Source organism: Mycobacterium sp. BMJ-28 (genome assembly GCF_054404835.1).
Genome location: NZ_CM136783.1, coordinates 6,353,856 through 6,380,483 on the forward strand (window position 1 = coordinate 6,353,856; position 26,628 = coordinate 6,380,483).

General features: G+C 70.6%; 1 protein-coding gene (cut by a window edge). It reads right to left on the reverse strand.

Going from position 1 to position 26,628, the window contains the following annotated elements; all coding sequences use genetic code 11:
• A protein-coding gene (locus tag ACXPWS_RS31335) for a non-ribosomal peptide synthase/polyketide synthase (protein WP_458710378.1) crosses the window boundary here: on the reverse strand, positions 1-26,628 show its 3' portion. 4,422 nt of this gene lie beyond the right edge of the window; the window shows 26,628 of its 31,050 coding nt (coding positions 4,423-31,050); its start codon lies off the right edge, out of view — the gene reads right to left on this strand; the stop codon is at positions 1-3.

Here is a 26,628-nt window from a genome sequence, read left to right on the forward strand (position 1 = left end):
TCACATCGTCTCACGGCCGAGTCGGTCGGCGAATCCGGTCAGCGCCTCGGCGGTCAGCATCGCTTCATGGGTGCAGTCCACCGGGTGCACGTCGATATTGCCGGTGATGTGTGCCCGCCACCGGCCCGCCAGGTCGGCGGCGCGGCCACTGTCGTCACGTGCGGCGGCGAAGATCACCGCGTCGCCGTCGAAGACACCGGCTCGGTGTGTGCCGTACACCCGGACATTCGTCTCGAAGTTGCGCACCATCTGGTCCAGCAGCCCCTCGAATCCCGGGAGCCGGTCCAGCTCGGCCCGGTCCACCGAGCGGCTGGCCGGGTCGCGCAGGGCGGGCTCCGCGTCGAGCAGGACCAACCGACCGACGACGGCGCCGCGGCGCCGCAACTCGACCGCCACCGCGTGCGCCAGCACGCCGCCGAAGGACCAGCCCAGCAGGTGGTAGGGACCGGCCGCAGCGGTGTCCTGGATGCGGTCGGCGTAGTGCGCGGCCATCTCGGCGATCGAACCCGGTGTGCGGCGCGAATCCTGCTGGATGCCGATGATGGGGCCGTCGAGGTGACTGCCGAGAATCTGGTAGGGCCAGCTGATGCCGCTCACCGCGTGCAGGCAGAACACCGGAGTCCCGTTGCCGGCCTTGAGCATCTGGATCGGCGCGATCTCCCGGTCGGCGGCGGTGCCGGCGCGCAGCCGGTCCCCCAGCTCCTGCACGGTGGGTGCTTCGAACACGCTGGACACCGACACGTCGGCGGCCAGGCCCGCCTTGATCGCCGCGACCAGACGCATCGCCGAGATGCTGTCGCCGCCGAGGTCGAAGAAGGATTCGTCGGCGCCCACCCGGTCGACACCCAGCACTCGCCCGTAGATGTCGGCCAGCGCCTGTTCGGTGGGGTCGGCCGGGGCCCGGTACTCGCCCGCACGATATTCGGGCGCCGGCAGCGCCCGGATATCGAGCTTGCCGTTGGCCGTGACGGGCAGCTCGGGTAGCACCACCACCGCGGCCGGGATCATGTGCGCAGGCAACCGGTCGGCGAGCTGGGCGCGCACCGCGCCCGGATCCGCCGTACCGGTGACGTAGCCGACCAGCCGCCGGTCTCCCGCACGGTCCTCGCGCGCGATCACGGCCGCCTGCCGGATACCCGGAAGGCCGGCCAAAGCCGCCCGCACATCGCCCAATTCGATGCGGTAGCCGCGAATCTTGACCTGCTCATCGGCGCGGCCCAGATAGTCCAGCTGGCCGTCGGCGCGCCAGCGCACCAGATCCCCGGTGCGGTACATCCGCGCGCCGGCACCGCCGAACGGGCAGGCCACGAAGCGCTCGGCGGTCAGACCGGATCGGTGCACATACCCGACGCCCACGCCGGTACCGGCCACATACAGTTCACCGACCACGCCGGGTGGCACCGGCCGCAACCAGGGATCGAGCACGAACAGCGCGGTGCCGGGCACCGGCGACCCGATCGGCACGGTGTCGACTCCCGGCGCCAGCGGCGCGGACATCGACGCGTAGATGGTGGCCTCGGTCGGGCCGTAGGCGTTGATCATCAGGTGAGTGGGTGCCCAGCGCCGCACCAACTCGGGAGGGCAGGTTTCACCGCCCACCAGCAACGCCGCCGATTCCAGCCCGTCCGGCGTCAACTCCCCTGCCGCCGAAGGTGTTTGGGTGATCACCGTGGCGTGCTCGGCGACCAGCAGGGCGTGCAGTGCATCCGGCGCGGCCGCCACCGATTCCGGCACGATCAGCAGCCGGCCGCCGTAGCACAGCGCGCCCCAGATCTCCCACACCGAGAAGTCGAACGCGTAAGAGTGCCCTTGGGTCCACACCTGCCCGGGAGGCAGGCCGGCGTCCAGTGAACCGAATCGTTCGGTCACGTTGCGGTGCGTGATCGCCACACCCTTGGGCACGCCCGTGGTTCCCGACGTGTAGATGATGTAGGCGATGTCCTCGGGCGCCGGCCCGGGCAGCGTGGCCCGGGGCACGGCATCCAGCGCGGTTTCGTCGAGGTCCAGCACCGCAATGCCGGACCCTGCGACGCGCGGCGCGTGTTCGCCCGCCGTCAACACCGCCACCGGTCCGATATCGGCCAGCATGACGGCGATGCGGTCCGCGGGCAGGGTGGGGTCGATCGGCAGGTACGCCGCCCCCGTCTTGAGCACCGCCAGGATCGACACGATCGCCGCCGCCGAGCGCGAGAACAACAGCGCCACAGCCTCTCCCGGCTCGGCACCGTATCCGCCGAGCAGATGCGCCAGCCGATCGGCCGCCTCGTCGAGCTCGGCGTAGGTCATCGACTGCCCGGCTCGGCCGTCCGCCGGCGGGCAGGTGATCGCCACCGCGTCCGGGCTCCGGCCAAGCTGATGGCCGAACAGGTCCAGGATCGACAGTGCGCCGGCCGTCGCGTTGGTCAGCGCACCGCGGCCGGTGATCGCATCGAGCCGGGACTGCTCGTCGGCGTCGAGCAGATCGATCGCCGACAGCCGCCGCGCCGGGTCGGTGCTCATCTCCACCAACACCCGCTCGAATCGTGCTGCCAGCGCGTCGATCTGGGCCGCGTCGAACACGTCGGTGTCGTATTCGATCCGAAGGCCCAATTCGTGGCCGGGTGCGACCTGCACCGTCAACGGGTAGTGGTTCTGCTCACGGCTGGTGAACGCGGTGATGGCGATATCGTCCGCACCGGACTGGGCGCCGGTGTCCACCGGGTAGTTCTCGAAGGCGAACAGCGTGTCGAAAAGCTGATCCTGGCCGGCGATCCGGTGCATCTCGGCCAGGGCCAGGTGCTGATGCTCCAGCGTCGAGTTGTGGATGTTCTGCAACTGCTCGAGCAGGCTCGCGGTGCTGGTGGCCGGGGTGAGCACGGCGCGCACCGGCACCGTGTTGATCATCAGTCCCACCATCGAGTCCACGCCGGGCATGTCGGTGGGGCGTCCGGCGACGGCGGTGCCGAAGACGACGTCCCGCTGACCGGTCAGGCCGGCCAGCAGTTGAGCGAAGGCTGCCTGCAACACGACGTTCGTGGTGGTGTGCGAGGACCGCGCCAACGCCCCCACGGCCTGGGTCGTCGGTGCCGAAATTCGGGACGCACGAACCTCTTTGGGTCCGCAGCCGATCCGGTGCGGTCGCCCGACCAGGGTCGGGGCGTCCAGGCCGGCCAGCACGTCGGCCCACGCCGTGCGGGCGGCGTCGACATCCCGGTCGGCGAGCCAGCCGATGAACTTGCGGTACGGCGGTGCGGCGGGCAGCCGCTGGCCGTAGTACGCGGCGAAGATCTCGCCCAGCAGGATCGGCATCGACCAGCCGTCCATCACGATGTGGTGGTTGGTCAGCACCAACCGGTGCCGGTGCTCGGCGGTGCCGATCAGCGCGAGCCGCAACGGCGGCTGGTGTGCGAGATCGCCGACCGCGGCGCGCTCGGCCGTGCAGAACCGCGCGATCTCGTCCTCGGTGCGCAGCTGTGTGTGAGTCCAAACCAGCTCTGGGTCGGCCGGGATGACCTGAACGGGTTCGTCGGAGAGCTGGCTGAATCGGGCGTGCAGGTGCGGATGCCGGCGCAGCACGGTGTGCGCGGCGTCGCGTAGCCGGTGCGGGTCCAGCGCACCTGCCACCGTCAGATCCAGTTGCACGGCATATATCTCGCCGGCGCCGGCACCGCCTGCCCGGGCGGCGTGGAACAGCATGCCCTGCTGCAGCGGGGTCAGCGGCAGGATGTCGGCGATCCGGTGCCGGCCGGCCAACTCGTCGATCTGCTGCTGGCTCACCCGGGCCGGCGCCACATCCGACGGTGTCAGGCCGCCCCCGCCGGCACGCACATGGGCACAGATCCCGGTCAGGGCTTCGAACCACAGTCGGCCGAGCCGGCCGACCTGCTCGTGATCGAGCGCCGACGGCGCCCACGTCCAGTTGGCGTGCAGGTGCGGGCCGTGCTCGGTGTCCACGGTACCGGCGTTGAGTTCCACGGTGTGCAGCAACGGCATCGGCACCGCGGTGCTGGCACCGGTGACGGCCGCGCCGCCGCGGGCGATCTGCCACAGTTCGCCCGGCATCTCGGCGCCGCCACCGAGCCGGCCCAGGTAGTTGAACCCGATCGCCGGATCCGGTGTCGCCAGCCCGCTGTCGGGGTTCAGGTAGCGCAGCAGGCCGTAGGTCAGCCCGTCCGGCACGGCGCGCAGCTGCTCTTTGGCGTCCTTGATCACCGCACCCAGTACGGTGTCACCGGCGATCACCTGCGCCCAGGACAGCTCGCCCACCGACAGCGCCACCGGGTATTTGGTGGTGAACCATCCGACCGTGCGGGACAGGTCGATATCGCCGCCCAGCTCTTCATGGCGGCCGTGCCCTTCGACGTCGATCCCGATCGGGGCATCGCCGGCGCCGGCGAATTCCGCTGCGGCCATGGCGAAGGCGATCAACAGGATGTCGTTGATCCCGGTATGGAATGCCGCGGGCACCTCACTCAGAAGTGCGTGCACGATGTCGGCGTCGTCCAGCGATACCGACAACTGCCCGGCGCGGGCGAAGGTGTCGACCTCCGGCCGCACCGCGGGGAACGCGGCCACACTTGCGGCCGACTCCGCCACGCGGCGCCAGGCGTCGGCCTGCGCCGCCACCTCGGGCGTGCCGGCGTGATCGCGCAGCACCGTCGCCCACCGGGCGAACGACGTGCCGGTGACGGGCAACGCCACCGGCCGCCCGGCGCGGTGCTGGGCCCACGCGATGTTGAGGTCCTCCAGCAGGATTCGCCAGGACACCCCGTCGACCGCCAGGTGGTGAACGATCAGCACCAATTGGCCGGTGTGGGCGGCCCACACCGCGCTCAGCATCGACCCGGCCGCCGGATCGAGTCGCGAACGTGCCGCGACGATGGCCGCTTCGGACAGCTCGGCCACCGTCTGCAGGTGCTCGGCGGCGGGGGTCGTCGCAGCCTCCGGCACGGTGAGCTCCCAGTCGGGGCCGACCCGCAGCCGCAGAATCGGGTGCCGGTCGAGCAAGGCCTGCAACAGCATTGCCGCGTCATCCGCGGTGGCCCCGGCCGGCGCCTGCACCACCACGGTCTGGTTGAACTGGTCGACGGGCCCGGGCACCTCGGCCAGCCAGCGGATGATGGGGGTGGCCGGCAGCGGCCCGACGCCATCGTCGATAACCCCGTCCCCCTCGGCGGTGTCGAGGGTGACCACCTGTGCCAGCCGGGCCACCGTCTGCTCGACGAAGATGTCGCGCGGCCGGCACATCAGTCCGGCGGTCCTGGCCCGGGCCACCACCTGCATCGACATGATGCTGTCGCCGCCGAGTTCGAAGAACGGGTCGTCGACACCGACGCGGTCGAGCCCCAGCACCTCGGCGTAGATGCCGGCAAGCAGCTCCTCCACCGCGCCCTCGGGTGCGCGGTATCGATCGGCGTCGCCGTAGGTGGGTGCAGGCAGGGCTCGTCTGTCGAGTTTGCCGTTGGGGGTCAACGGCAGCGCCGGTATCGCCACCACCGCCGCGGGCACCATGTACCCGGGCAGGTGTTTGGTCAGCGCCGCGCGCGCCTCGGCCGGGTCGGCGGTGCCGGTGATGTAGCCGACCAGACGTTTGTCGCCGGGGCGGTCCTCCCTGGCGATCACCGCGGCCTGCCGGACGCCTTCCACGCCGGCCAAAGCCGTTTGCACGTCGCCCAATTCGATGCGGTAGCCGCGGATCTTGACCTGCTCGTCCGCGCGGCCCAGATACTGCAGCTGGCCGTCGGGGCCCCACCGGACCAGGTCCCCGGTGCGGTACATCCGCATCCCGGGGTCTCCGAACGGGCAGGCGACGAACCTCGAGCCGGTCAGTCCGGGCCGCCGCAGGTAGCCGTCGGCCACCCCGGATCCGGCCACGTACAGCTCGCCGACCACACCGACCGGCACCGGGCGTAGCCGCTCGTCCAGGACGAACAATCCGGCGCCGGGCACCGGCTTCCCGATCGGCACCACACCGGAGCCCGCCGACAGCGGGGCGCTGACCGCCGCGTAGATGGTGCCTTCGGTGGGTCCGTACGCGTTGATCATCAGATGGTCGGGGGCCCACCTGTCGACCAGCTCGGCCGGGCAGGCCTCACCGGCCACCACGAGCGTCGTGGAGTCCAGTCTGTGCGAGGGCAACATCATTGCCGCGGAGGGGGTCTGGGTGAGGACGCCGACCTGTTCGGCGACCAGCAGGGTGTGCAGCTCCTCCGGTTCCCGCGCCACCGACTCGGGCACCACCACGAGTCGCCCGCCGCGTAGCAACGCCCCGAAGATCTCCCACACCGAGACGTCGAACGCAAGCGAATGCCACTGGCTCCACACACCTCCGTCCGGCACCTCGGCGCGCAGCGTGTCCAGGAATCCGATGACGTTGCGATGGTTGATGGCAACACCTTTGGGCACACCGGTGGTGCCCGAGGTGTAGATCAGGTAGGCGATATCGTCGGGTCCGGGCGTCGAGCGCGGCCCGCCGACCGGGTCGCCGGGGTCGGCCACATCGATGACCTCGATGCCCGATCCGGCCAGCCTGCCGGCCAGATCGGCGGTGCTGAGCACGGCGACGGGTGCGGCGTCGGCGAGCATGAACTCGACCCGCGAGGCCGGCAGCGCCGGGTCGATCGGGAGGTAGGCGGCCCCGGTCTTGAGCACGGCCAGGATCGACACGATCGCCTCCGCGGACCGCGACAACAGCAGTGCCACCGTCTGTCCGGGGCCCGCACCGCGGCCGGCCAGCAGCTGGGCCAGCTCGTCGGCGGCCTCGGCCAGCTCGGCGTAGGTCAGGGTGCTGCCCCGCCAGGTCAGCGCGGGCGCCGCCGGTGTGCGTAGCACCTGGGCGTCGAACAGCTCCGGCAACGACATCGCGGTATCGGCCGGACGGGCGAGGACACCACGATTGCCGAACACATCAAGGCGGCCCTGCTCGGCGTCGTCGACCAGGCTCAGCGAGGACAGCGCGCGGCGCGGGTCGGCGGTCATCGCCATCAGGATTCGCTGCAGCCGCGCCACCATCGATGCGACCGTGTCGGCGTCGAAGACGTCGGTGCGGAACTCCACCTCGCCACCGATCCCCGCGGGCGTGCCGGTCAAGGTCCACCGTTCGGACAGCGAAAAGGTCAGATCCATCCGGGCGGATTGGGTGCCCAGCGGTATCGACGTGACATCGAGGCCCTTGAGCGCGGAACCGGCCGCGGCGTCGTTGTGCCCGGCGAAGTTCTGCCAGGCCAGCATCACCTGCACCAGTGGGTGATGGGTGAGGCTGCGGGCCGGGTTGAGCCGTTCCACCAATACCTCGAACGGCACGTCCTGGTGCTCGAAGGCCTCCAGACTGCGCGCGCGCACCTGGGTCAGCAACTGTGCGAAGGTCGGATCGCCACCTGGATGCTCGCTCAGGTCCGCGCGCAGCACCAGCGTGTTGACGAAGAAACCGACCAGGTCATCCAGCGCCGGATCGCGCCGGCCCGCGATGGGGAAACCCACCGCCACATCGGAACTCGCACTGAGTTTGGCCAACAGTGTGACCAGCGCGGCCTGCACCACCATGAAGCTGGTGGCATTGTGCTCGCGCGCCAGCGCGGCGATCTGCTGCTGCAGCTCGGCCGGCCAGTCCACCGTCACCGTGGCGCCGGCCATGTCGGCGATCAGCGGGTAGGGCCGATCGGTGGGCAGGTCGATGCGTTCCGGAAGCCCGGCCAGCGCGTCTTCCCAGTAGGCCAGCTGCCCCGCGACGCGGCTGTGGGTGTCCTCGATCCGGCCGAATTGGGCACGCTGCCACAGGGTGTAGTCGACATACTGCACCGGCAGCGGGGCCCAGTCCGGTGCCTGGTTGGCGCTGCGGCAGGCGTAGGCCACCCCGAGGTCGGCGACCAGTGGCCGCAACGACCATCCGTCGGCGGCGATGTGGTGCACGACCGCGACCAGCACGTGCTCGTCATCGCTGAGGCGGAACAGGCTGACCCGCAAGGGGATATCGGTTTCCAGATCGAAGGTCTGCAGTGCCACCGATTCCAGCGCATCATGCAGTCGGCCGGGTGACCACCCGCTCGCATCGATGACATCCCAGCCGAAGTCGGCCCGCTCGGCGGGGACGACCACCTGGGCGGGCGTGCCGCCGGGAGCGGTGAACAGGGTGCGCAGGCTCTCGTGCCGGGCCACCACATCGGCCAGCGCCGCGCCCAGCGCCCCGACGTGGAGGGTGCCGGTCAGCCGCAGCGCCGCGGCCATGTTGTAGACCGGTGACGGGCCCTGTAACTGATCGATGAACCACAACCGGTTCTGGGCGAAGGACAACGGGATCACCGCCGGCCGCGCAACCGGCACCAGCGGCTGCAGCCGGCCTTCGCCCTCACCCAGACGCGGAGCCAGTGCCGCCACGGTGGGCGCCTCGAACACGGTCCGGACCGAAAGGTCCACGTCCAGTGCGGCGTTCACCGCTGCGACCAGACGCATCGTGGACAACGAATCGCCGCCGAGGTCGAAGAACGAGTCGTCGACGCCGACCCGGTCCACCCCGAGCACCTGGGCGTAGACGCCGGCCAGGATCTCTTCGGTGAGGTTGGCCGGGGCCCGGTACATCCGGGCCGCGTAGTCGGGTTCGGGCAGTGCGCGGGTGTCCAGTTTGCCGTTCACCGTCACCGGCAGGGCGGCCAGCCCGAGGACCGCGGCGGGCACCATGTAGCCGGGGAGCCGCTGGGCCAGCGCCGCCCGGGCCTCGGCCGGGTCGGCGGTGCCGGTGATGTAGCCGACCAGCCGCTTGTCACCCGGGCGGTCCTCGCGGGCGACCACCACCGCCTGCTCGACCCCGTCGAGGGCGGCCAGCGCCGAACGCACCTCACCGAGTTCGATCCGGAAGCCGCGGATCTTCACCTGTTCGTCGGCCCGGCCGAAGTACTGCAGCTGGCCGTCGGCGCCCCAGCGCACCAGGTCGCCGGTCCGGTACATTCGATCGCCTGCGCCGCCGAACGGGCAGGGCACGAATCGTGTTGCGGTCAGGGCGGATCGGTGCCAATACCCGACACCCACGCCGCGCCCGGCCACGTAGAGCTCGCCGATGACACCGGGACGGACCGGGCGCAGCCAGTCGTCCAGGACGAACAGCGCCGCGCCGGGCACCGGCGAGCCGATCGGAGGAGCGCCGGAGCCGGGCTGCAGCGGGGTGCTCTTGCTGACCCACATGGTCGTCTCGGTGGGGCCGTAGACATTCACCATCCGGCCGCGGGAGGCCCACCGGTCAACCAGTTCCGGCGGGCAGGGCTCGGCGCCGATGATCAGCGTCGCCGCTTCCAAGCCCGCCGGTGACAGCATGCTCACCGCCGACGGGGTTTGGGCGAACACCGTCACGCCTTCGCCGACGAGCAAGGCGTGGAAGTCTTCTGCCGACCGGACCACCGCGTCGGGTACCACCACCAGGCGTCCGCCGTGCAGCAATGCACCCCAGATCTCCCACACCGAGAAGTCGAACGCATAGGAGTGGAACTGGGTCCAGACCTGCTCCGCAGACAGCTCGATGCCGATCTCGAGGCCTTCGAACAGTTGGGTGACGTTGCGGTGGGTGACCGCGACACCCTTGGGCACACCGGTGGTCCCGGAGGTATAGATGATGTGCGCCAGGTCATCCGGGGCCGGGACCGGCAGCGGGGTCCGCGGACTTTCCGATGGCTCGATGCCGGGCTGGTCGACGGCGACGATCTCGATTCCGAGCCCGTGCAGGCGTTCGCCGAGTTCGCCGGTGGTGACGGCCGCGACGGGCGCGGTGTCGCCGAGCATGAACTCGACGCGTGCCGACGGCAGCGCCGGGTCGATCGGCAGGTAGGCCGCCCCCGACTTGAGCACCGCCAGGATCGACACGACGGCCTCGGCCGAGCGCGGGAAGAGCAGCGCCACAGTCTGTCCCGGGCCGGCGCCGGACCTGACCAGCCGGCGCGCCAGCCGATCGGAGTGCTCGTCGAGTTCCCGGTAGGTCAGCGAAGCGCCCCGGCCGGTGATGGCCACCGCGTCGGGGGTGCGCGCGGCGGCCGCTGCGAACAGTGCCGGAATCGAGGTGCCGGCCACCGGCTCGGCCAGCACCGCGCGCCCGCTCCAGCGTTCCAGCTGGGCGTCTTCGACGGTGTCCAGCGCGGTCAGCGACGACAGCGGCCGGTCCGGATCGGTGGTCATGGCCACCAGCACCCGTTGCAGCCGCTCGATCAGCGCCGCGATGTCTGCCGCGTCGAACAGATCGCGGTCGTATTCGACGCGCAGGCTCAGTTCCCGGCCGGGCTGCGTCTGGATCGCCAGCGGATAGTGGGTGGATTCGGTGGTCGATACGCCGGTGATGGCGAGTTCGTCGCCGCCCGCGCCACCGGACAGCGCGGCGGCGTCGACGGGATAGTTCTCATAGGCGAACAGGGTGTCGAACAGTTGGTCCTGGCCGGTGACCCGGTGGATGTCGGTCAGGGCCAGATGCTGATGGTCGATGGTGCCGTTGTACGCGGTCTGCAGTTGCCCGAGCAGATCTGCGGTGCTGGTACTCGCGGTGATGTTCGCGCGCACCGGCAGCGTGTTGATGAACAGGCCGACCATCGAGTCCACACCGGGGACCTCGGCGGGCCGGCCCGAGACGGTGGTCCCGAACACCACGTCGTGCCGGCCGGTGAGCCAGCACAACACCTGCGCGTACGCGGCCTGGAGCACGACGTTGGCGGTGGTGTGCCGGGCCCTGGCGAGCTCACCGACCGCGTGCCCGACTTCGGCCGGGAGCGTGAAGGTTTCGACGGCGCTGCGGCGGGGTTCGGCCGCGGTCCGCGGTCCGTTCGGCGCGGCGATCAAGGTGGGGGTGTCGAAGCCGTCGAACAGCCGGGCCCAGGCCGCGCGCGCCGCATCGCGGTCCCGGCCGGCCAGCCAACTGACGTACTGCCGATACGGTGTCGTCACGGGCAGCCGGTGTCCGTGGTAGCCGGCGAAGATCTCGCCCAGCAGGATCGGCATCGACCACCCGTCGAGCACGATGTGGTGATTGGTCAGCACGAACCGGTAGCGGTCCGGCCCGACGTTGATCAGCGCCGCCCGGAAGGCGGGCCGGCCGGCCAGGTCGCAGACCGCGGCGCGTTCGTCGGCGCAGATCCGGGCGATCTGCTCATCGCCGTCGGCATGCTCATACCGCCAGGACAGCGCGGGGTCGGCCGGGATGACCTGGACCGGTTCGCCGAACCGCTGATGGAAGTGGGCCACCAGATTCGGATGCCGGGTGAGCACCGTGTGCACGGCGTCGCGCAGCCGTCCCTCGTCCAGCCGCCCGGTCACGCCGATGTCCAGCTGCCCGGCGTACAGGTCGTCGGCGCCCGCGCCGGTGTGGGCATGGAACAGCAGACCCTGCTGTACGGGGGTCAGCGGCAGCACGTCGGCCACCCGGTGAATGCGCTGCAGTTCGTCGATCTGGTGCTGGGTCAGGCTTGCGGGGCGGATGTCCGACGGGGTCAGCCCGCCCCCGCCGTCGCGCACGTGGGCGCAGATACCGGTCAGGGCGTCGAACCACAGCCGGCTCAGCCGGGCGACCTGGTCCCGGTCGAGTGCCGACGGCGCCCACGTCCAATTCGCATGCAGCGCAGGGCCGTCGGCGGTGTCGACGGTGCCGGCGTTCAGATCCAGGGTGTGCATCAGCGGCATGTCCGTGGCGGCGGCGGCGCGGGCGAGGTCCCCGTCCTGCCCCATCCGCCAGAGGTCTTCGGACAGTTGGCCGGTACCGGCTTGGCGGCCCAGGTAGTTGAACCCGATCGCGGGATCCGGTGCGGCCAGCCCACTGTCGGGGTTCAGGTAGCGCAGCAGGCCGTAGGTCAACGGGTCCGGAAGGGCACGCAGTTGTTCCTTGGCGTCCTTGACCGCGGCACCCAGTGCGGCATCACCGGCGATCACCTGCGCCCAGGACAGCTCGCCCACCGACAGCGCCACCGGATATTTGGTGGTGAACCATCCGACCGTGCGCGACAGGTCGATATCGCCGCCCAGCTCTTCGTGACGGCCGTGTCCTTCGACGTCGATGCCGACCAATGCCTCGCCCGCGGCGGTGAATTCCGCTGCGGCCATGGCGAAGGCGATCAACAGGATGTCATTGATCCCGGCGTGGAACGCGGCGGGCACCTCGCTCAGGAGCGTGGCGGTGGTCTCGGCATCCAGTTGCGCCGACAGATGACCGGCGTTGGCGAACGTGTCGACCCCGGGCCGCAGCGCGGGCAGCGCGGCCGGGGTGTCGGCGACGCGCTGCCAGTCCGCGGCGAGGCCGACGACCTCCGGGTGCCGGGCCTGCTCGCCGAGCAGGGTCGCCCACCGCTGGAACGACGTCCCTCCGGCGGGTAGCACCACCGGCTGCCCGACGTGGTGCTGACCCCACGCGATGTTTATGTCCTCCAACAGGATTCGCCAGGATACCGCGTCGACGGCGAGGTGATGCACGATGACCGCCAGCCGGCCGGTGCACCTCGCCCACACCGCGCGCAGCATCGTGCCGGCCGCGGGGTTCAACCGCGACCGCGCCGCCGCGACCGCCTCCTCGGACAGCTCGTCGACGGTCTGTAGGCAGTCCCTGGCATCCACCGCTCCCGGTTCGGGCACCGCCAGCGCACCGTCCTGCGCCCGCAGTCGCAGCGTGGCGTGGCGATCCAGCAGGGCCTGCAGCACCACCGCGACATCGCCTTCGGTGACCCCGGCCGGGGCCTGTATCAACATCGTCTGGTTGAACTGGTCCACCGGACCCGGCACCTCGGCCAGCCACCGGATGATCGGGGTGGGCGCCACCGGGCCGACCGCGTCGTCATCGGATTGTGCCCCGCGACCGGTCGTCTCGGCGACCCTGGCCAGCCGGGCCACCGTCTGTTCGACGAAGATGTCGCGCGTGCGGCAGGTCAGCCCGGCCGCCCGGGCCCGCGTCACCACCTGCATCGAGGAGATGCTGTCGCCGCCGAGATCGAAGAAGGAATCGTCGATCCCGACGCGGTCCACACCGAGCACGTCGGCGAAGATCCCGGCCAGGGTCTCCTCGACCGCGGTACCGGGGGCCCGGTATTCCCCTGCGGCATAGTCGGGCGCCGGCAGCGCGCGGGTGTCGAGCTTGCCGTTGGGCGTCAGTGGCAACTCCGGCACCGGTACCAACGCGGCCGGAATCATGTAGGCCGGCAACCGGTCCGCCAACGCGATGCGGACCAGGGCGGGGTCCACCGCACCGGTGACGTAGCCGACCAGACGCTTGTCCCCCGGCCGGTCCTCACGGGCCACCACGGCCGCCTGCCGCACACCGTCCACCGCGGCCAGGGCGGTACGCACCTCACCGAGTTCGATGCGGTACCCGCGGATCTTGACCTGCTCGTCGACGCGGCCCAGGTAGTCCAGCTGCCCGTCGGCGCGCCAGCGCACCAGGTCCCCGGTGCGGTACATCCGGGCCCCAGCCCAGCCGAACGGGCAGGCCACGAAGCGGGACGCGGTCAACCCGCCGCGGCGCACATACCCGGCCGCCACCCCGGCACCGGCCACATACAGCTCACCGACCACGCCGACCGGGACCGGACGTAACATGTTGTCCAGCACGAACATTGACGCTCCGGGCACCGGCCTGCCGATGGGCACCACGCCCGGCTCCGGGGTCAGCGGCGCGCTGACGCCCGCGTAGACGGTGGCCTCGGTGGGACCGTAGGCGTTGATCATCGCGCCGCGCGCACGGCCGGCCCACCGTTGCACCAGTTCGGCCGGGCAAGCCTCACCGGCGACCACCAGCGTGACGTCGTCGAGCCCGGCGGGCGACAGCGCCGCGGCCGCCGACGGGGTCTGGCTGAGCACCGTGACCCCCTCGTCGACCAGCAGCGCGTGCAGGTCTTCCGGGGCGCGGGCCGCCGATTCGGGCACCACGACCAGCCGGCCGCCGCGCAGCAGCGCACCGAAGATCTCCCAGACCGAGACGTCGAATGCCAGCGAATGCCACTGCGACCACACGCCGGTGGCCGGCAGCCCCGAGTCCGGCGCGGTCAGCAGGGCGACGACGTTGCGGTGCGTCACCGCAACGCCTTTGGGCACACCGGTGGTGCCCGAGGTGTAGATCAGATAGGCCAGGTCAGCGGCGGCAGGCGGGGTCAGCGGCGCACCGGGCGGCGCGTCCACACCCGTGCCTGCGACATCGATGACCGGGATGGCGGAGTTCTCCAGCAGACCCGCGGTGGCCGCGGTCGCGATGACGGCGACCGGCTCCGCGTCGGCGAGCACGAACTCGATCCGCGCGGCCGGCAGCGCCGGGTCGATCGGCAGATAAGCCGCGCCGGACTTGAGCACCGCCAGGATGGCCACGATGGCATCGGCCGAGCGCGGAAGGAGCAGCGCCACCGACTGTCCCGGTCGGGCGCCGCACCCGGTGAGCACGTGCGCCAGCCGGTCGGCCGCCTCGCCGAGTTCGCGGTAGGTCAGCGAGTGCCCCTGGTAGGTGAGCGCAGGCGCGTCCGGGGTGCGCTGCACGGTGGCGGCGAACAGTTCCGGAATCGACGCGTCCGGGCCACCGTCGGCCAGGGCCGCCCGGTTCCCGATCAGGTCCAGGTGCGCACGCTCGGCGTCGTCGAGCACCTGCACCGACGACAGCGTCCGGGCCGGGTCCGCCGCCAGGGCGGTCAGCATCCGCTGCAGGCGGCCGGTGAGCGTTTCGATGGTGGCGGCGTCGAACACATCGGTGCGGTACTCGACGGTGCCCGCGATACCGGCGAGTTCACCGTCGGCGGTCCAGCATTCGCCGAGTGAGAAGGTCAGGTCCATGCGGGCGGTCTTGGTGTCCACCGGCAGCGGGGTGACCTGCAGGTCGCCCAGCGCCAGGCCGGCGGCCGGGGTGTTACCCGTGCCCGGCAGGTTCTGCCAGGCCAGCATCACCTGCACCAGCGGGTGATGGGTCAGACTTCGGGTCGGGTTGAGCCGCTCCACCAGCACATCGAAGGAGACGTCCTGGTTCTCGTAGGCGGCCAGGCTGCGGTGCTGCACCTGGGCCAGCAGCTCGGCGAATGTCGGGTCACCTGCCACCTCGACGCGCAGCACCAGGGTGTTGACGAAAAACCCGACGAGTTCGTCGAGCGCGGCGTCCCGCCGACCGGCGATCGGGAAACCCACCGCCACATCCGAACTCGCGCTGAGTCGGGACAACAGCGCGGCCAGTGCGGCCTGCACCACCATGAAGCTGGTGGCGTTGTGTTCGCGGGCCACCCGGGCGATCTGCGCCTGCAGTTCGGCTGGCCACTGCACCGGCACGGTGGCACCGCGCTGGTCGGCGACCTGGGGGTAGGGCCGATCGGTCGGCAGCTGCAACCGCTCGGGCAGGCCGGCCAGGGCATGTTCCCAATGAGCCAGCTGCGCGGCGATGGCACTGTTGCCGTCCTGAAGCTCGCCGAATTGGGCGCGCTGCCAGAGCGTGTAGTCGACGTACTGCACCGGCAGTTCCCGCCATCCGGGCGCGACACCGGCACATCGGGCGACGTAGGCCATGCCCAGGTCGCGGGCCAGCGGCGTGATCGACCAGCCGTCGGCGGCGATGTGGTGCACGGCCGCCACCAGCACGTGCACCTCCGGGCCGATCCGGAAAAGCACTGCCCGCAAGGGTATTTCAGCGGACAGGTCGAACGGGTCGCGGGTGGCGGCGGCGACGGCCCGGTCCACCCGGTCGGCCGGCCAGTCTTCGGCATCGACGGTCTGCCAGCCGAACCGCGCCCGGTCGGCGGGGATCACGATCTGCTGCGGCACCCCGTCGGGTGCGGCGAACAAGGTGCGCAGACTCTCGTGCCGGGCCACCACATCGGCCAGCGCCGCCTGCAGCGCACCGGTATCGAGCTGTCCTTGCAGCCGCATCGCCGTCGCGAGGTTGTACACCGCAGAGGGGCCCTGCAGTTGCTCCAGGAACCACAGCCGGTTCTGGGCGAACGACAGCGGGATGACCGCCGGGCGCGGTCCGGCCACCAGCGGATCCAGGCCGGCCGCGGCGCCGTCCAGTCGCTGAGCCAGCCCCGCGACGGTGGGCGCCTCGAACACCGCACGCACGGCCAGGTCGGTGCCGAGGCTGCTGTTGACCGCCGCGATCAGCCGCATCGCGATGATGCTGTCGCCGCCGAGGTCGAAGAACGAGTCGTCGACGCCCACCCGGTCGCGGCCAAGCAGATCCGCGTACAGGCCGGCGAGGATCTCCTCGACCGGATTGCCCGGGCCGCGATAGGCGCCCCCGGTGTATTCCGGTGCGGGCAGGGCCCGGGTGTCCAGCTTGCCGTTGGCCGTCAGCGGCAACCGGTCCAGGACCATGATCGCCGCGGGCACCATGTAGGCCGGCAATCGTTGCGAAAGCGCGGTGCGGAGCACGCCCGGGTCGGCGTCACCGGTCACGTAGCCGACCAGCCGCTTGTCCCCCGGCCGGTCCTCGCGGGCGACCACCACTGCCTGCCGCACACCGTCGAGGGCGTTCAACGCGGTCCGCACGTCGCCGAGTTCGATGCGGTAGCCGCGGATCTTCACCTGCTCGTCGGCGCGGCCCAGATAGCGCAGTTGACCGTCCGGTCCCCAGCACACCAGGTCGCCGGTGCGGTACATCCGTTGTCCCGGCGCCCCGAACGGGCAGGCCAGGAAACGTGTTCCGGTCAGCGCGGGCCGGCCCAGATAGCCGACGCCCAGCCCGGTGCCCGCCACGTACAGCTCACCGATCACACCGGGTGGCACCGGCCGCAGCCAGCCGTCCAGCACGAACAGACCCGCGCCGCCGACCGGGGTGCCGATCGGCACCACGCCGCCGCCGGGCGCCAAGGGCGCGCTGACGGCCACGCACATCGTGGTCTCGGTGGGCCCGTAGGCATTCACCATCACCCGCCCGGGGGTCGCCCATCGCTCGACCACATCCGGCGGGCAGGCCTCCCCGACCACCACCAGCGTGGTCGATTCCAGCCCTTGCGGGGACAAGACCGCTGCCGCGGAAGGAGTTTGAGTCAGCACGGTGACGCCTTCGGAGACCAGCACCGCGTGCAGATCCGGAGCGGAGCGGGCCACCGTATCCGAGATCACCACCACCCGGCCGCCGCGCAGCAGGGCCCCGAAGATCTCCCACACCGAGACGTCGAACGCCGGTGAATGCGCATGGCTCCACACCCCGGCAGGCGGCAGGCCCGCCTTCAGCGAACCGAGCAGCTGCGTCACGTTGGCGTGGGTGAGGCCCACGCCCTTGGGTACGCCGGTGGTGCCCGAGGTGTAGATCACATACGCCAGGTCGTCTGCGGCCGGGCCCGGCAACGGTGCGCCCGGCTGCATCAGGATCGACGGGTCGTCCACGTCGACGACCACACCGCCGAAGCCGGTCAGCCGGTCGGCGAATTCCGTGCTGGTGATCGCCACCGCGGGGTTCGCGTCGGCAAGCACGAACTCGATGCGCTCGGCGGGCCAGCCCGGATCCAGTGGCAGGTACGCCGCTCCGGTCTTCAGCACCGCCAGCATGGTGGCGACGGCTTCGGCGGATCGCGACAGCAGCAGCGCCGCGCAGCGGCCCGGGCCCACACCGTGTTCGGCGAGCAAGTGCGCCAGCCGATTCGAGACCGTGTCCAACTCGGCATATGTCACGTGGCGATGCCCGTCGCTGACCGCGACCGCCGTCGGGATGCGGCCGGCATGCTCGGTGAACAGGTCCAGCATCGACACGTCCGCCGCGGGCCGGGTCAGCTCGCCCCGGTGACCGACGGCGTCCAGACGCGTCCGCTCCTGCTCGGTGAGCAGGTCCACCGACGACAACGTCCGCCCGGTGTCAGAGGTCAGCGCCACCAGGACGGTGCGTAACCGCGCCACCAACACCTCGACGCTCGCCGCGTCGAACACGTCGGTGCGGAATTCGACGATGCCGTTGATACCGGCCGGGTCGCCGGCATCGTTCCAGCGCTCGGACAGCGAGAACGCCAAATCCATCCGGGCCGACTGGGTGTCGACCGGAAGGGGGGTGACCTCCAGATCGCCGAGCACCAGTCCGGCCGCCTCGTCGGCGTGTTGCCAGGGCAGGTTCTGCCAGCCCAGCATCACCTGCACCAGCGGGTGATGGGTCAGGCTGCGGGTCGGGTTGAGTCGCTCGACCAGCACCTCGAACGGCACGTCCTGGTGCTGATAGGCGGCCAGGCTGCGGCTGCGCACCTGGTCCAGGAGTTCGGCGAGGGTGGGGTTGCCGGCCAGGTCGACGCGCAGCACCAACGTGTTGACGAAGAACCCAACCAGATCGTCGAGTGCCGGGTCCCGGCGCCCGGCAATCGGAAATCCTGCGGCCACATCGGAATTGGCGGTGATCTTGGCGAGCAGCACCGCCAGCCCGGCCTGGATCACCATGAAGCTGGTGGCGTTGTGCTCGCGTGCCACCCGGGCGATCTGGGTCTGCAATTCCGCCGGCCAGTTCACCTCGACGGTGGCGCCGCGCTGATCGGCGACCGCCGGATAGGGCCGATCGGTGGGCAGTTCGAGCCGCTCCGGCAGGCCGGCCAGGGCGCCTTCCCAGTAGGCCAGCTGTTCGGCGATCGGGCTGGCAGGGTCGTCGATATCGCCCAGTTGGACGCGCTGCCACAACGTGTAGTCGACGTACTGCACCGCCAGTGGTGCCCACCCCGGCGCCCGGCCGGTGCTCCTGCCGGCGTAGGCCAGGCCCAGATCTGTCACCAGCGGGCGTAGCGACCAGCCGTCCGCGGCGATGTGGTGTACCACCGCGACCAGCAGGTGCTCATCCTCGTCCGTGCGGAAAAGTGTTGCCCGTACCGGGATTTCGGCGGCGATATCGAACGCGTACTGGCCCGCCGCTCGGATCTCGCCCGCCAGCCGGTCCTGCGCCCACCCCACGGCGTCCACGACGTCGCAGGTGATCTCGGCCTGCCCGGCGGGCACGATCACCTGTTCGGGAGTTCCGTCCGTCGCGGTGAACCGGGTACGCAGGCTCTCGTGCCGGGCCACCACATCGGTCAGCGCCGCCCGCAGTGCACCGGTATCGAGCCGGCCGCGTAGCCGCAGCGCCACCGGCATGTTGTACATCGGCGACGGGCCCTGCAGTTGGTCGATGAACCACAACCGGTTCTGTGCGAAGGACAACGGAATCGTCGCGGGGCGCTGCACGGCGACCAACGGTTCCCGTTGTGCCGCACCGTCGCCGACCCGCAGCGCCAGCTGCGCCACCGTCGGCGCCTCGAACACGGTGCGCACCGGCAGCTCGGCACCCAGCGCGGTGTTGATCGCCGCGATCAACCGCATGGTGGACAGGGAATCGCCGCCGAGGTCGAAGAACGAATCGTCGACACCGACCCGCTCGACGTCGAGCAGTTCCGCGTAGATCTCGGTCAACACTTCCTCGACAGCGCCCGACGGTGCGCGGTACCGCGCGGCGTCCTGGTAGTCCGGTGCGGGCAGGGCGCGGGTGTCCAGCTTGCCGTTGACCGTCACCGGTATGGCGTCCACGCCGATCACCGCTGCGGGCACCATGTAGCCGGGGAGCCGCTGGGCCAGCGCCGCGCGCGCGTCGCCCGGGTCGGCGGTGCCGGTGATGTAACCGACCAACCGCTTGTCACCGGGGCGGTCCTCGCGGGCGATCACCACCGCCTGCTCCACGCCGTCGAGGGCGGCCAGCGCCGAACGCACCTCACCGAGTTCGATGCGGTAGCCGCGGACCTTGACCTGTTCGTCGGCGCGTCCGAAGTAGTCCAGCTGCCCGTCGGGCCGCCAGGACACCAGGTCGCCGGTCCGGTACATCCGCTGACCGGGCGCCCCGAACGGGCATGCCATGAATCGTGTTGCCGTCAAGGCGGACCGGCGCCAATAGCCGATGCCCACTCCACGACCGGACAGATAGAGTTCGCCCACCACGCCGGGGGGCACCGGGCGCAGCCGTTCGTCGAGCACGAAGAATGCCGCGCCTGCGGTCGGCGCACCGATGGGCGGCGCCCCTGAACCCGCCGCCAGTGGTGCGCTCTTGCACAGCCACATCGTGGTCTCGGTCGGCCCATAGACGTTGACCATGGTGCGGCCGGGCGCCCAGCGGTCCACCATTTCGGGCGGGCAGGCCTCGGCGCCGATCACCAGGGCGGCCGCATCCAGTCCGTCGGTGGACAATACCGCTGCGGCAGAGGGTGTCTGGGTGAGTACGGTGACCCGTTCGCGCACCAGCAGGTCATGGAAGTCGTCGGCCGATCGCGCCACCGCGTCGGGCACCACGACCAGCCGCCCGCCGTGCAACAGCGCGCCCCAGATCTCCCACACCGAGAAGTCGAACGCATACGAGTGGAACTGGGTCCACACCTGGTGCGGGGACAGCTCGATGCCGATCTCCAGGCCGTCGAACAACTGGGTGACGTTGTGCTGGGTGACGGCCACCCCCTTGGGCATACCGGTGGTGCCGGAGGTGTAGATGATGTGTGCCATGTCGCCGGGCAGCGGTGCCGGCGGCGGGGTGCCGGGCTGCGCCGCGAGCGCGGGATCGTGCACGTCGATGACCCGGACACCGGACCCGTCGAACCGGTCGGCCAGGTCATGTGTGGTGACGGCGACCACCGGCGCGGAATCGGCCAGCATGAACCCGATGCGCGCCGCCGGCAGTGCCGGATCCATCGGCAGGTAGGCCGCGCCGGCCTTGAGCACCGCCAGGATCGCCACCACCGCCTCCGCCGACCGCGAGAACAGCAGCGCCACAGACTGTCCCGGGCCCGCGCCGGCGGTGCGCAGCAGGTGCGCCAACCGGTTGGCGGCCTCGTCGAGTTCGCGGTAAGTCAGCGTCCGGTCACCGCACACCACTGCCACCGCTTCCGGGGCGCGCGTCACCTGCGCGGCGAACATCTCCGTGACCGTCGTCTGGGTTGCCGGCCGGGTCAACACGCCGCGGTTGCCCCAATGATCCAGTTGGGCGTGCTCGGCCTCCTCGAGCAGGTCGACCGTTGCCGGCCGACGACCCGGATCGGCGGTCAGCGCGGACAGCACCCGGCGCAGCCGCCCGACGAGCGCCCCGACGGTGTCCGCATCGAAGATGTCGGTGCGGAACTCGACGTTCACCTCCAGTCCGGCCGGCTCGCCGTCCTGGTCCCACCGTTCACCCAGCGAGAAGGCCAGGTCCATGCGGGCGGTCTCGGTGTCGACCGGGAGCGGGGTCACCTGCAGATCGCCGAGTGCCAGTCCCGCCGCGTCACCGGCCTGCCAGGCGAAGTTCTGCCAGCCCAACAAGACCTGGACCAACGGGTGATGGGTCAGGCTGCGGGTCGGGTTGAGCCGTTCGACCAGCACCTCGAAGGGCACGTCCTGATGTTCGTAGGCGGCCAGGCTGCGCAGGCGGACCTGGGCCAGCAGCTCTTCGAAGGTCGGGTCACCGGACAGGTCGACACGCAGCACCAGGGTGTTGACGAAGAAGCCGACCAGATCGTCGAGCGCTTCGTCGGTGCGCCCGGCGATCGGGAAGCCCACGGCCACATCGGTTGTCGCGGCCACCCGGGACAGCAGCGCGGCGAACGCGGCCTGGATCACCATGAAGCTGGTCGCATTGTGCAGACGGGCCACCCGGCGGACCTGCTGCTGCAACTCCGTCGGCCACTGCATGGACACCCGGGCACCGTGATGATCGGCCACCGCGGGATAGGGCCGATCGGCCGGTAGCTGCAGCCGCTCGGGCAGGCCGGCGAGGGCCTCTTCCCAGTAGGTCAGCTGCGCGGCGATGGGACTCGCGCTGTCCTCGATATCACCCAGCTGCGCCCGCTGCCACAGCGTGTAGTCGATGTACTGCACCGGCATCGGCGCCCAGGCGGGCGCCTGCCCCGCGCAGCGGCTGGCGTACGCCAGTCCCAGGTCGCGCACCAGCGGGGTGATCGACCACCCGTCGGCGGCGATGTGATGCACCACGGTGACCAGCACGTGTTCGCTGTCACCGACTCGGAACAGCTTGGCGTGGAACGGAATCTGCGTGGCGAGATCGAATGTGTGGCGGGTCGTCGTGCCCACCGCCTCGTCGAGTCGGGCTGCCGGCCAGCCACCGGCGTCGATCACGTCCCAGCCGATGTCGGCCTGCTCGGCGGGCAGCACCACCTGCTGCGCGGTGCCACCGGGGGCGGCGAACAGGGTGCGCAGGGATTCGTGGCGACCGACCACGTCGCTCAGAGCGGCGCGCAACGCGGTGGCGTCGAGTCTGCCGCGCAATCGCAGCGCCACCGCCAGGTTGTAGATCGGCGACGGGCCCTGCAACTGATCGAAGAACCACAACCTGTTCTGCGCGAAGGACAACGGCACCACCTCGGGCCGCGTCCCGGCCACCAGCGGTTCGAGCCGGCGCGCGTCGCCGCCCACCCGTGGCGCCAGCTGGGCGACCGTGGGTGCCTCGAATACCGTGCGCACCGAGAGGTCGGCATCCAGGCTGGTGTTGACGGCGCCGATCAGGCGCATGGCGGACAACGAGTCACCACCGAGGTCGAAGAACGAATCATCCACCCCGACCCGCTGCAGGCCCAGCACCTGCGCGTAAATGTCGGCGAGGATCTCCTGCACCGCACCCACCGGGGCGCGGTAGCCGTCGGCATCGGAATACTCCGGCGCGGGAAGGGCTTTGCGGTCCAGTTTGCCCGAGGAGGTCAACGGCATCTCGTCGAGCACGACGATGTGCGGCGGCACCATGTATTCGGGCAGCCAGGTGCTCAGCCGCTGGCGCACGGCACTGATCTTGGTGCTGCTGTGCGGCTCGTTGGCCACCACGATGTGCTGATGCGCAGCGGGCAGATACACATCGGTCAGCACGGCGTCGGCCGGCGTGACGAAGACGGCGTCCACGGTGCCCGGTTCGGTGCCCCAGGTGACGGCGACGCGATACCCGGCACCGGCGCCGAGCTGATGCAGCTGGTCGGGGACCACGCCGGCGGCCTCGGCGGTACCGGCCGCCGCACTGTGTCCGGCGGCCAGGGCGTGTTCGTTGCGTACGTCGGTGAGCACGCCGGCGCGCGGAATACCGCTGACCCGAACGGCATCCGGGCGCTCGGCGGTCAACCGGCGCCGCAGTTCGGGCAGGCCGGCAAACTCGGTCCATGGCCAGCTGGGTGCCGCGGCCACCGAGCGCACCGCGGCGGGGGCCTTGTGGATGGTGACGTCGTAGCGGTAGCGGCTGAGTTCGTTGTCGGCCGAACCGCGTTTGACCTGGATGTCGAGCCCGGCCGCGGCGGCGGCGGAATCCGCCCACCGGGTGAAGAATTCCGGGGCCAGCAGCAGCTCGGGCTCACCGAGCACGGCGTGCTGCACCCGCTGGCGGAACACCGTGGCATCGAAGGTCTTCGGGCTGCCGTCGCCGCCGAACCGGGCCAGCACGATGCCGGTCTGGAAGGCGTTCTGCAGGGTCTGGTTGCGGACGTCGCCGATGAACAGGGTGCCGCCGGGGACCAGCAGTTCCATCGCGTTGTCGATGACCTCGGCGAGGTAGGCCGCGTTGGGGAAGTACTGCACGACCGAGTTCACGACGATGGTGTCGAAGTGTCCGCGCGGCAGCCCGTCGATGTCATGGGCGGGCCGGGCCGACAGTTCGACCCGGTCGCGCCACGGGATCTGCAACTCGCGCAGGTCATGTGCGAGCTTGTCGATGGCCGCCGGTGAGATGTCGGTGGCGACATAGCGTTGCGCGTGTGGGGCGATCTGGGACAGCAGCAGTCCCGAGCCGGCGCCGATCTCCAGCACCTGACGCGGTCGCAGCGCGAGGATCCGGTCGACCGTCGTCGACCGCCACTCCTGCATTTCGGTCAGCGGTATCGGGTCCCCGGTGTAGCTGCTGTTCCAGCCCCGGAAGTCCGAACCGAACGCGGTGGTCTCACCCTCGGCCGCGTACAGCTCGTCGTAGATGGTCTGCCACTCGTCGACGATCTCGTCGTCGTGCCGGGTGTCGCGGTGGCCGCCGGTGGCCTGTTCGAAGGTGATGTATGCGACCAGCTGGGATCCGGTGGTGCCGTGGTGCACGGTGGCGGCCGCCTGGCTGACCTGCGGGCAGGCCAGCAGCGCGCTCTCGATCTCGCCGAGTTCGATGCGCTGCCCGCGCAGCTTGATCTGGGTGTCGACGCGGCCCAGGTAGTCCAGCGTGCCGTCGGTGTTCCAGCGCGCCAGGTCACCGGTGCGGTACATCCGTTCGGGTTGGCCGTCAACGGGATTCGGGAAGGGATTGGGGATGAATCGCTCGGCGGTCAACCGCACCCGGCCCAGGTAGCCGTGCGCCAGTGCGGGCCCGGCCAGATACAGCTCCCCCACCACGCCGACGGGAACCGGGTTGAGTTGCGCGTCGAGCACCAGGGTGCGCATACCGGCGATCGGCGAGCCGATGTTGACCGGCCGGTCGGACGTCAGCGGTGTGCCCGTCGCCCAGATGGTGGCCTCGCTGGGACCGTAGGCGTTGTGCATCCGCCGACCCGGGGCCCAGGCGTGCACCAATTCGTCCGGGCAGGCCTCGCCTCCGGTGACCAGGGTGGTCAATCCGTCCAGCCGCGGCCGGTCCAGCGAGGCCACCACCGTCGGCGTCAGCAGCGCGGCGCTCACCCGGTTGTCGTGCATCAAGGTGGTGAGCGCCGCACCGGCGTACACCTCGCGCGGTGCCACCACCAGGGCCGCTCCGGCACCGGTGGCCATCAACAATTCGAAGAGGGAGGCGTCGAAGGTCGGTGCGGCCACCATCAACACGCGCGCGTCCGCGGCCAATCGGTAACTCTCGCGTTGGGCGGCGGCCGCTCCCAGCAGGCCCGCATGGCTGACCGCGACACCCTTGGGTTCGCCGGTGGAACCCGAGGTGAAGATGACGTAGGCGGTGTTGTCCACGCCCAGTGCCGCGTGCCGGTCGGCATCGGTGACCGGTCCGGCGCCGAACCGGGTCAGGTCCAGGTCGTCGATCCGCAGCACCGGACGCGGACCGGACCCGGGCACGGTGTCGGCGGCCGACGTCAGGACGCACCTCGCGCCGACCGAATCCAGCACGGTGGCAATGCGTTCCACCGGGTGGGTGCGGTCCACCGGTACGTAGCTGCCGCCCGCCTTGAGCACCGCCCACCACGCCACGACCAGCTCGGCGCTGCGGTCGATCGCGACACCCACGGCGGATTCCGGCCCGATGCCCGACCCGATCAGCTTGCGCGCCAACCGGTTGGACCATTCGTCGAGCTCACGGTAGGAGAAGCTGCGGCTGCCGTCGATCACCGCGACGGCCGCCGGATCGGCATGCAGCGCCTCGGTCAGCAGCTGCACCGCGGTTCCCACCGGGGCCCGCCCGCCGACACCGGAGAAGCGCTCCAACCGGGCTCGTTCGTCGGCGTCGAGAAGGTTGACCGACAGCAGTTTTCGGTCCGGGTCGGCGGTCATCGCGGCCAGCAGCCGGTGCATCCGTCCGGTCAGGGCGTCGATGCCGGCCGGGGTGAACACATCGGTGTCGTACTCGATGTGCAGGCTCAGCTCACGGCCCGGCAGCGCCTCCACGGTCAGCGGGTAATGGTTGTACTCACGGTTGGTGAACCCGGCCATGACCAAGTCGTCACCGAGCGGCACGTCGGTGTCGATCGGATAGTTCTCGTAGACGAACAGGGTGTCGAAGAGCTGTTCGTGACCGGTCGCGCGGTGGATCTCGGCCAGGGCCAGGTGCTGATGGTCGAGGGTGTCGTTGTGCGCGGTCTGCAGTTGATCCAGCAGATCGGCGACGGTGGTGGCGCCGGTCAGGCGGGCCCGCACCGGCACGGTGTTGATCAACAGGCCCACCATCGATTCCGCGTCGGCCACCTCGAGTTGGCCCATCCGGGACCGCGCCGTGCCGAAAACGACATCGTGGTTGCCGGTCAGCGAGCTCAGCAGCACCGCCCAGGCGCCCTGCAGCACGGTGCTCACCGTGGTGTGGCATGAGCGGGCCAACTCGCCCAGGGCTGCTGTGGTCTGCTCCGGTATCCGGACCGTCGCAAAACCGCGCTGTCCCAACCCCAATCGATCCTGCAGCCGATGCCGGGGGCCGACCAAGGTGGGCGTGTCGAACCCGGCGAGCACCTGTGACCATGCCGCCCGCGCCTGGTCCAGGTCGCGGTCGGCCAGCCAGGTGATGAACGTGCGGTAGGACGCCGCCGCGGGCAGTCGCTGCCCGAAATAGCTGGCGAAGATCTCGCGCAGCAGGATCGGCATGGACCAGCCGTCGAGCACGATGTGATGGTTGGTCAGCACGAACCGGTACCGGTCTGCCGCGACGCGGATCAGCGCGGCCCGGAATGCCGGCTGAGTGCCGAGATCGCCCACCGCGGCGCACTCGGCGACGGACAACCTCTCGATCTCATCCTCGACGTTCACCGCGTCGGCGCTGAAATCCAGGTAGCGCCAGGCGATCACCGGGTCGGCCAGAATGACCTGCACCGGTTCGTCGTACTGACTGCAGAATTGGGCGGCCAAGTGCGGATGCCGGGCCACCACGGCGCGCACCGCGTCATGCAACCGATCCGGGTCCAGCGTGCCGGCCAGCGTGAAATCCAGCTGGACGGCGTACATGTCGACGTTCTCCAGCGCGGTGCTGGTGTGGAACAGAAGTCCGTGCTGCAGCGGGGTGAGCGGCAGGATGTCGGCGATGCGGCGGCTGCGCTGCAATTCGTCGATCTGGTGCTGGCGCAGGCGCGCCGGGGCGATGTCGGATGGGGTCAGCCCGCCGCCGCCGGC